Annotated in this window: 8 protein-coding genes and 1 pseudogene; 2 read left to right on the top strand and 7 right to left on the bottom strand. The window is 75.2% G+C overall.

Annotation, left to right across the window (positions count from 1 at the left end):
* Positions 1-106: 106 nt before the first annotated feature.
* Together nrdR and HF577_RS08195 are read right to left on the bottom strand one after the other, a co-directional pair.
* Positions 107-571 carry a transcriptional regulator NrdR gene (gene nrdR, locus HF577_RS08190; RefSeq protein ID WP_169395145.1) on the bottom strand — a complete coding sequence of 155 codons (465 nt, stop codon included), beginning with the start codon at positions 569-571 and terminating at the stop codon, positions 107-109.
* 183 nt (positions 572-754) lie between these two features.
* Positions 755-1,336, bottom strand: a complete 582-nt coding sequence (locus HF577_RS08195) for a hypothetical protein (protein WP_169395146.1) — start codon at positions 1,334-1,336, stop codon at positions 755-757.
* 485 nt (positions 1,337-1,821) lie between these two features.
* Between HF577_RS08195 and lexA the strand changes: the two genes are divergently transcribed.
* Positions 1,822-2,616 carry a transcriptional repressor LexA gene (lexA, locus tag HF577_RS08200; protein WP_169395147.1) on the top strand — a complete coding sequence of 265 codons (795 nt, stop codon included), beginning with the start codon at positions 1,822-1,824 and terminating at the stop codon, positions 2,614-2,616.
* Positions 2,617-2,658: 42 nt separating this feature from the next.
* Here lexA and HF577_RS08205 read toward each other — a convergent pair whose 3' ends face one another.
* The 5 genes from HF577_RS08205 to HF577_RS08225 form a co-directional block, all read right to left on the bottom strand.
* Positions 2,659-3,630: an NHL repeat-containing protein gene (locus HF577_RS08205; protein ID WP_312859010.1), complete on the bottom strand. Its 972-nt coding sequence runs from the start codon at positions 3,628-3,630 to the stop codon at positions 2,659-2,661.
* 11 nt (positions 3,631-3,641) lie between these two features.
* Positions 3,642-5,123 (bottom strand): GTPase HflX, encoded by a 1,482-nt coding sequence (gene hflX, locus HF577_RS08210; RefSeq protein WP_169395148.1) that lies wholly within the window; start codon positions 5,121-5,123, stop codon positions 3,642-3,644.
* A 77-nt stretch (positions 5,124-5,200) separates the two neighbouring features.
* Positions 5,201-6,079: a diaminopimelate epimerase gene (gene dapF / locus HF577_RS08215; RefSeq protein ID WP_169395149.1), complete on the bottom strand. Its 879-nt coding sequence runs from the start codon at positions 6,077-6,079 to the stop codon at positions 5,201-5,203.
* 1 nt (position 6,080) lies between these two features.
* Complete coding sequence (gene miaA / locus HF577_RS08220) at positions 6,081-7,001, bottom strand: tRNA (adenosine(37)-N6)-dimethylallyltransferase MiaA (protein ID WP_312859011.1); 921 nt, start codon at positions 6,999-7,001, stop codon at positions 6,081-6,083.
* Complete coding sequence (locus tag HF577_RS08225; protein WP_169395151.1) at positions 6,998-7,726, bottom strand: class III extradiol ring-cleavage dioxygenase family protein; 729 nt, start codon at positions 7,724-7,726, stop codon at positions 6,998-7,000. The genes miaA and HF577_RS08225 overlap by 4 nt, the downstream gene beginning before the upstream one ends.
* Positions 7,727-7,958: 232 nt before the next feature.
* Here HF577_RS08225 and HF577_RS08230 point away from each other — a divergent pair.
* A pseudogene (locus HF577_RS08230) lies at positions 7,959-8,486 on the top strand (hypothetical protein); the annotation flags it as partial.

Raw genomic sequence — 8,486 nt, forward strand, 5'->3', positions numbered from 1 at the left:
CGGTATGGCTGCGCTGGTGATGTGTCTGCGCGTGTGGACGTGGTGCGGTGGTGCCGTGCTGTGCCTGGTGGCCGTGCTGTGCCTGTGGCAGGTACCGGGCGTCTGTTCAGTCGGCGGACTGGTCGCTGCCCGGAGTGCGGAGCTCCGCGATTTCCTTCTCGAAGTCCTCGATGGAGGAGAACGACCGGTAGACGCTCGCGAAACGGAGGTAGGCGACCTCGTCGAGCTCACGCAGCGGACCGAGGATGGCCAGTCCGACCTCGTGGCTGGGGATCTCGGCCGTGCCGCCTGCGCGGACTGCCTCCTCCACGCGGTGCGCAAGCTGCTGCAACGCGTCCTCGTCGACGGGCCGGCCCTGGCAGGCGCGGCGGACGCCGGTGACGACCTTCTCGCGGCTGAACGGTTCCGTGACGCCGCTGCGCTTGACGACGGCGAGCACGGCCTCCTCCACGGTGGTGAAGCGGCGACCGCACGAGGCGCAGGAACGTCTGCGCCGCGTGGCCTGACCGTCGTCGACCTCGCGGGAGTCGATGACCCGGCAGTCCGAGTACCGGCAGAACGGGCAGCGCATCGGACCGATCCCTTCACCACGGTGTTGTCGCCCTGGCCGCCCGGAAAACCCAGCCGGTGGACGAACAACACGAGTGTAACCACAACATGTAGGGGCAAGGGAAGTCGGAGGCCCCATACGTGCCGACCCCGTCCACCTAACGGGAACTGACCTCGCGGTGCGCGACGTGGCGGACGCCGAGGGTCAGCCCAGCGGGACGCGCAGCACCTGCCCGGGGCGGAGCTCCACCGAAGTGAGGGAGTTGACGGTGACGATCCGCTCCGTGAGCGCCGCCACCTGCGCTCCCGACGCCGCCGGCGCGACGCCGCGTGCGACATCCTGGACGGTGGCCTCGGGCCCCACGGTGACCGTGGCCACCGCCGGCGCCGGACCTCCCGCACCCACCCGGGACTGTGCCACGGTGCCGGCCAGCAGCCCGAGGCCGACCACGAGTGCCGCGGCCGCCACGGTGAGGGCAGCACCGCCCAGCACCCGGCGCACCCGGATCGTCAGCGGAGACACCGGCTCGACCACCACGGGGCGCCGGACGAGCAGCCGTGGCCCCGAGGACGACGGCAGAGCGGGCCAGACCGGCCGCGGCAGCGCCGCGGGCCGCACGATCACCGGCACCGCCACCGGACGCACCGGGCGCGGCCCCCGTGAACCGCGCCGCGACCCGCCCCACCCGTACCCGGCGCTCGGCCGGCCACCGGGGCGCATCCGCCGGACCACTCCCCCACCGGGCGCGCCGGACGCGACCGGCACGGCCTCCTCGGCCACGGGCACCGGCCCGGATCCCCGCCGCCCGGCCACCGCCCCCTGAACGGCGAGCCGCAACACTCCCCGACCTGGGCGCCGACGTGCTCCCCAGGCTCGATCCTCGGCCGGCCGTCCGATCTTCCCGTGCTCGTCCATCGCCGCCTCCGCCTCTCACCGCCGCCGTGCGATCAAACAACCGTTCGAACGAACGCCTGACGATGTGTACCACCGAGCACCGACAGAATCGAGAAAAGTGGGCGTGTCGTTCGAACATGCGTTTGGCGAAGAACGGGATCGGGGCTACCGTCGTGCCGACGGCGGTGGCCCCGCGTCACCGGTTCGGACGGCGTCCGCACCGGCGGCCCGCGGGCACCACTGCAGCACGAGCACCACCGGCACCACAGCACCGACAGAGCACACCTGCACAGCACCACGGACGATCTCGGACATCGCGTCGCACCCCCGGCAGCCACCACGCGCCGGCGGGGGCGACCACTGAGGAGGCACGACGAATGGCACGGGACGAGCCCGGCACCGGGGCCGGTAGCGAGGCCGGCCCGGACACACCCGGCGGCGCCACAGCGGCGCGGAACGGCGAGTCGGCGCAGGTCAGCCCCTTTCCCGACCCCCCGACGGGGCCGGTAGGCCTGACTCCGCGCCAGCGCAAGGTCCTCGAGGTGATCCGCGACTGGGTGGAGCGCTTCGGGTACCCGCCGAGCGTCCGGGAGATCGGCGACGCCGTCGGTCTCACCTCCACCTCGTCGGTGCACCACCAGCTGCGCACGCTGGAGCGCAAGGGGTACCTGCGCCGCGATCCCAACCGCACCCGCGCCGTCGACGTGCGAGGGCCCGACGACGCGCCGGTCGCCGACGCCGTGGTCACCACGGCCGCGACCACGGTCGAGACCACCGGCTCCGACGACCTCCGCCCGACGCCCGCGTTCGTGCCGCTGCTGGGCAACATCGCCGCCGGTGGGCCGATCCTCGCCGAGCAGGCCGTCGAGAGCGTGTTCCCGCTCCCCCGCGAGATCGTCGGGGAGGGCACCCTGTTCCTGCTCAACGTCCGCGGCGACTCGATGGTCGAGGCCGCGATCACCGACGGCGACTGGGTCGTCGTGCGTCAGCAGCCCGTCGCGGAGAACGGCGAGATCGTCGCCGCGATGATCGACGGCGAGGCCACGGTCAAGACGTTCAAGCGGCGTGACGGGCACGTCTGGCTCATGCCGGCCAACCCGGCGTACGACCCGATCCCCGGTGACGACGCGAGCGTGCTCGGCCGCGTGGTGGCGGTACTGCGCAGGCTCTGACCCACTGCGGGTGCCCGGGGCCCGTCGGCCGGGCCCGGTGGTTCAGCGGCGGCGCACGGCCAGCGCCGCCGCCACCAGCAGCAGCAGACCCACCGCGACGCCGCCGCCGATCACGGCGGGCTGCCATGCGGGTGTGGGCTCCTCCGCCGCGGCGGGCGCCGGCGGCGGAGCGGTGTCGGCCGGGAGCCGGTCGGCCACGAGTGCCGTCGCTCCCGGCACGGCGCGGAGCTCTCCGGGCACCACGCGGGTCTCCGAACCGGACAGGAGCGTGCCGTCGGGCTCGAACGCCACCGCCTCGCCCTGCGGCTCGTCCGGCAGCGGCACCTGCACCGGCGTACCCGTCAGCGCCTCGACGACGTCGCCGTCGGGCACCGGGTAGAGCCAGGCGTCGGTGTAGCTGCGCACCGCCACCACCGAGCCGTCCGCGTTCTCCGCGGCCCCCGTGACCAGCCGCGATCCCACTCCGCCCACCGGTCCGCCGACCGTGGCGGACTGCGGCAGCGTCAGCTCGCCGACCTGCACCAGCGGGGTGGGGTCCTCGCCTGCGGGTGGGGTTGCGGTGCGGTACACACCCGCAGGGCGGCCGACCTCCTTGGTGATCACCACCGGCCGGCCGGCCGCGTCCACGAGCAGGGCCTCCGCGTCGTGCGGGCCGTCGGGATAGGTCAGCCGGTGCACCTCGGCCGCCCCTCGGCGCGGCAGCACGATCACCGCCACGGACTCCCGGCGCAGCTGGTTGTCCCCGGTGTCGGCCACCCACAGCGAGCCGTCCGGACCGCGGGCCAGGTCCTCGGGGTCGTACGGGTCCACCCCGGCGGTGCGCGAGTCGATCACCGCACAGGTGGAGGGGTCCAGCCGGTGCAGCTGGACGCGGCGGCCGCCGTCGCTCATCGCCCACACCGCGTCACCGTCGACGACCAGCCCGGACAGCTCGCCGAGCCGCGGGTCGTCGATGGTGCAGCGAGCCTGCGGTGCGGGGACCCCGGCGAGGGACGCCGCGAGCGCACCGGCCACGAGCAGCCGGATCAGCGCGCGGCACCGTCCTCGAGTGGGGCTCCGACCAGCGCGAACGGCAGTACGGCCGTGGCCAGCTCGGCGCCGACCCTGGCGTGCATCCGGGTGCCGTGCGGGGTGTGCTCCTCCGCCAGCACCTCACCCTCGGAGTGCACGCGCGCCACCAGCGAGCCCTGCGCGTAGGGCAGCAGCAGCTCGACGTCGACCTCCGGGCGCGGCAGCAGCTCGGCGATCCGCTCGCGGAGCTTCTGCACGCCGTCGCCGCGCCTGGCGGAGACGAACACGGCGTCCGGGAGCAGGTGGCGCAGGCGCGCCAGCTGCAGGTCGCCCGCCGCGTCCGTCTTGTTGACGACGAGCAGCTCCCGCGGCATGGAGCCCGCGTTCTGCTCCCCGATCTCGACGAGCACCTCGCGGACGGCCTTGATCTGGTCCTCCGGGAGCGCGTCGGAGGCGTCGACGACGTGCACGAGCAGGTCGGCGGCCGCCGTCTCCTCGAGCGTGGACCGGAACGCCTCGACGAGCTGGTGGGGCAGGTGCCGCACGAACCCGACGGTGTCGGTGAGCGTGAACGTGCGCCCGTCCGAGGTGGACGTGCGGCGCGTGGTGGGGTCGAGGGTGGCGAACAGCGCGTCCTCGACGAGCACACCGGCGTCGGTGAGCGCGTTGAGCAGGCTGGACTTACCCGCGTTGGTGTAGCCGACGATCGCGACCGACGGCACCTCGTTGCGCCTGCGCGCCCAGCGCTGGGTCTCGCGCACCTGCTTCATGCCCGAGATCTCGCGGCGCAGCTTGGCCATCCGGTTGCGGATGCGGCGCCGGTCGAGCTCGATCTTGGTCTCACCGGGGCCACGGCCGCCGATCCCGACGCCGCCTGCCGCACGGCCACCCACCTGGCGCGACAGCGCCTCGCCCCAGCCGCGCAGGCGCGGGAGGAGGTAGGACAGCTGTGCCAGCTCGACCTGCGCCTTGCCGTCCTTGGAGCGGGCGTGCTGGGCGAAGATGTCGAGGATCAGCGCGGTGCGGTCGATGACCTTGACCTTGAGCTTCTCCTCCAGCTGGCGCAGCTGGCCGGGAGAGAGCTCACCGTCGCAGATCACCGTGTCGGCGCCGGCGGAGAGCACGGCGTCGCGCAGCTCGTCGACCTTGCCGGTGCCGATGAAGGTGGCGGGGTCGGGCCGGGAACGGCGCTGGATCAGGCCGTCGAGCACCTCGGAACCGGCGGTCTCGGCGAGGCGCGCCAGCTCGGTGAGCGAGGCCTGGGCCTGCTCGGCGCTGCCCTCGGTCCAGACTCCGACGAGCACGACGCGCTCGAGACGCAGCTGCCGGTACTCGACCTCGGTGACGTCGGTGAGCTCGGTGGACAGTCCGGCGACGCGACGGAGCGATGTGCGCTCCTCGAGCTCAAGGTCGCCGCGGGTGGCATCAGCGGAACGCGCATCCGCAGCGCGCGGGCGCCGGTCACCGGTGGTGGTGGACAGGACGGGTTCAGTCATCGTGGGATTCATGCTCCCATGCCAACGCCCTGGCTGTCTGGTTTGTTTCTACGCGGAACATCGCGTGTCGGACGCGGTCAGCTGCTCATCCGAGCGGGCTCCCGGCCGGCGGCCTCCCACCAGGACCTGGTCAGCTCGCCGTGGGCCACGAGAACGGCAGGCCCGTGCAGCACGGTGGTGGCGGCCTCGACGGTGACCCGGAGTCGGCCGCCGGGGGTGTGCACGGCCACCGTGCCGGTGTGCCGGTCGGCGTCGCGCAGCGCGGCCACGGCCGCGGCGACCGTGCCGGTGCCGCAGGAGCGCGTCTCCCCCACGCCCCGCTCGTGCACGCGCATCGTCACCTCTCCGTCGGAGCCCCCGCCGGTCGCGACGAGCGGGGAGACGAACTCGACGTTCACCCCGTGCGGGAACAGCGCCCGGTCGTGGCCGGGGGCAGCGGTGAGATCGAGCGCGTCGATGTGGTGGCCGGTGACGCACGCCAGGTGGGGGTTGCCGACGTCGACGGCCACGCCGGGAAAGAGCGCACCGTCGACGCTCGCGGTGCTGTGCTCGCCGACGATCGCAGGCCCCATGTCGACCGAGATCTCACCGTCGGGGCTGGTGGGGTCCATCCGGACGACTCGCACGCCGCTGCGGGTGCCCACCGGTGTCTCGCTGCCGCCGAGCCAGCCGGCGTGCTGCAGGTAGCGCGCGAAGACGCGCACGCCGTTGCCGCACATCTCGACGGCCGTGCCGTCGGCGTTGCGGTAGTCCATGAACCACTCGACGCCCGGCTCGGGCGCGGGCCCGTCCTCCAGGGCGGCCCAGCGCACCACGCGCAGCACGCCGTCGGCGCCGAGGCCGCGGCGGCGGTCGCACAGTGCGGCGACCCTGGCCGGGGTCAGGGCCAGGGTGGCGTCGGGGTCGGGGAGCAGGACGAAGTCGTTCTCCGTGCCGTGCCCCTTGCTGAACTGCACGTCATGAGCCTACTTGCGCGGGGAGCGCGGCGACGGCCCGGTCGAACAGGTCCGGTGCGGCGCCGTCGAGCCACCGGATGCGGGGGTCGCGGCGGAACCAGGAGCGCTGGCGGCGCACGAACCGCCGTGTGGCCCGCACGGTGTCGGTGGCGGCGGACGCGAGGTCCCCTGCTCCGTCGAGGGCGGCCACGACCTGCTGGTAACCCAGTGCCCGCGACGCGGTGAGCCCGTCGCGGAGGCCGTGGCCGAGCAGCCCGCGGGTCTCGTCGACGAGCCCGGCGGCGAACATCCGCGCCACCCGCCGGGCCAGGCGGACGTCCAGCTCGGCGGTGTCCCGGTCGAGGCCGAGCAGCACGGCGTCGTAGCGGGGCGCACCGCCGGTGGGCAGCCGGGCCGGGAACGGGCGCCCGGTCAGGGCGATCACCTCCAGCGCGCGGACGATCCGGCGGCCGTTGGTCGGCAGCACCACCGCGGCCGCAGCCGGGTCGACCTCGGCGAGCCGGGCGTGCAGCGCCTGCGGCCCGCTCCCGTCCAGCTCGGCCTGCAGCGCGGCCCGCAGACCCGGATCCGTGCCGGGGAACTCCAGCTCGTCGACGACGGCCTGCACGTACAGGCCGGAGCCGCCCACCAGCACCGGGGTGCGGCCTGCGGCTCGCAACCGCTCCACCACCTCCCGCGCCGCGCGCTGGTAGGCCGCCACGGACGCGACCTCCGTGACGTCGAGGACGTCGAGCAGGTGGTGCGGGACCCCCGCCTGTTCGGCGGGCGTGAGCTTCGCCGTGCCGATGTCCAGCCCGCGGTAGAGCTGCATCGCGTCGGCGTTGATCACCTCGCCGCCCAGCTCGGCGGCCAGGGCGAGGCCCAGGTCGGACTTGCCGGTCCCCGTCGGGCCGACGACGGCGACCAGAGGTGGCGCGCTCACGGCAGCGGCGTCCAGACCGCCACGTGGTAGGCCACCCCGTACGGGACCGCCGAGTACGTCAGCTCCCCACGCCAGCGCCTGCCCGCGGCCGCACCGGCGAGCACCTGCCACGGGGCCCGGCCGGCGACGTGCAGTGCGGTGGCGAGGCCGGCGTCGAGGTGGGCCAGCGCGTCGGTGTCGGCGTCGCGCAGAGCGGCGGCGACCGCCGCGTCGAACGGGCCGGCGCGCTCGTCGAGGTATCCCGGGGCCTTCGCGGTGTGGGTGGTGGCGCCGTCCCCGACGACCAGCAGGCCCACCGGGTCCGGGTCGGCCGCGAGCTCGGCGGCGAGCGCCGTGCCGAGCTCGGCGCACGCCCGTGGGTCCTCGTCCGGCGCGACGAGCTCGCCCCGGATGCTGACGGCGCCACCCCCGGCGGCGGCCACCCAGCCGGCGATCAGCAGCGGCAGCGGGAGCTCCGGATCGACCGGCACGGCGGCCGATGCCGGGTCGAGACCCACCACGACGTCCGCCCCGAAACCCGCGAAGCTGCCCCGGGCCGGTGGCCGCACGGTGCGCCGTCCGCCCGCGTCGGCGCCCACGGCGACCCACCGGGCCGAGGCCGCGCCCAGCCGCGCCGCGGCGCCGACGCACGCAGCCCGTAGCTCGGCCGACTCGGTGGCCGCGCCCGTCGCCAGCTCGGGGACGAGCAGCGGCGGCTCGGGCAGCACGGCGACCAACGTCAGCACGCCTCCGAGCGTAGGCCGCGGCCCTCCCACCAGCGCGTTCGGGCGCGGCTCGCCGACCAGGACCGGCCGCTGGCTGCGTAGCGCCCCTGCAGGTTGTTCCGGTCGGCCCCCCGAGCTGTTTGAATCGCGGGACGACCGCCGGTCACGAGGACCGGCGACGGTCGCTGTGCACGGCTCCGCCCGCGGGCGGGGCGCCCACCGTCCGCGGTGGGCCGGAGCAAGGAGGACGACGGTGTCGGAGCAGCAGGGGACGGAAACGCCACTCACCACCACCGGGAGCGGGGCCGAGCCCGCCCCCGAGGTCGAGCAGGCGGCAGCGACGCGGCCCACGGTCCAGGAGGAGCCCTTGGGGGTCGACGGCGCGGCCGCCGGCCCGGCGGCCCCGGACACCGAGGTCGCCGACGACACCGAGGTCACCGAGACCCCGGCTCCCCGCCCCTCACCGCTGTCCTTCGCCCACGGCGGGTCCGGCGCCACCGCCGAGCCCGGAGCCGACGTCGAGGCGGCGGCCACGTCCCCGGAGGCCGAGCTGAGCCCGGCCCCGGCCCCGGAACAGGACCCGGCGCCTGCCGCCGAAGCGAGCCCGGCCCCGGCCACCGAGCCGAGCCCGGCCACCGCTGCCGACCCGAACCCGGCGCCTGCCGCCGAGCCGGTCCCCTCGCCGGTCGAGCCGGGCCCGGCCACCGAGGCCGCCGCGCCGCCGGCCACCGACGCCTCTCCCGCTACCCCCGAGCCGCCGCGGCCCGGACCACCTGCCGTG

The sequence above is a fragment of the Pseudonocardia xinjiangensis genome, from assembly GCF_012911925.1.
GTDB lineage: Bacteria > Actinomycetota > Actinomycetes > Mycobacteriales > Pseudonocardiaceae > Pseudonocardia > Pseudonocardia xinjiangensis.

Bases quoted from the DNA above. Each gene is read 5' to 3' on its own strand.
- nrdR (WP_169395145.1), bottom strand. From the start codon at position 571: ATGCGCTGCCCGTTCTGCCGGTACTCGGACTGCCGGGTCATCGACTCC.
- lexA (WP_169395147.1), top strand. From the start codon at position 1,822: ATGGCACGGGACGAGCCCGGCACCGGGGCCGGTAGCGAGGCCGGCCCG.
- hflX (WP_169395148.1), bottom strand. From the start codon at position 5,123: ATGACTGAACCCGTCCTGTCCACCACCACCGGTGACCGGCGCCCGCGC.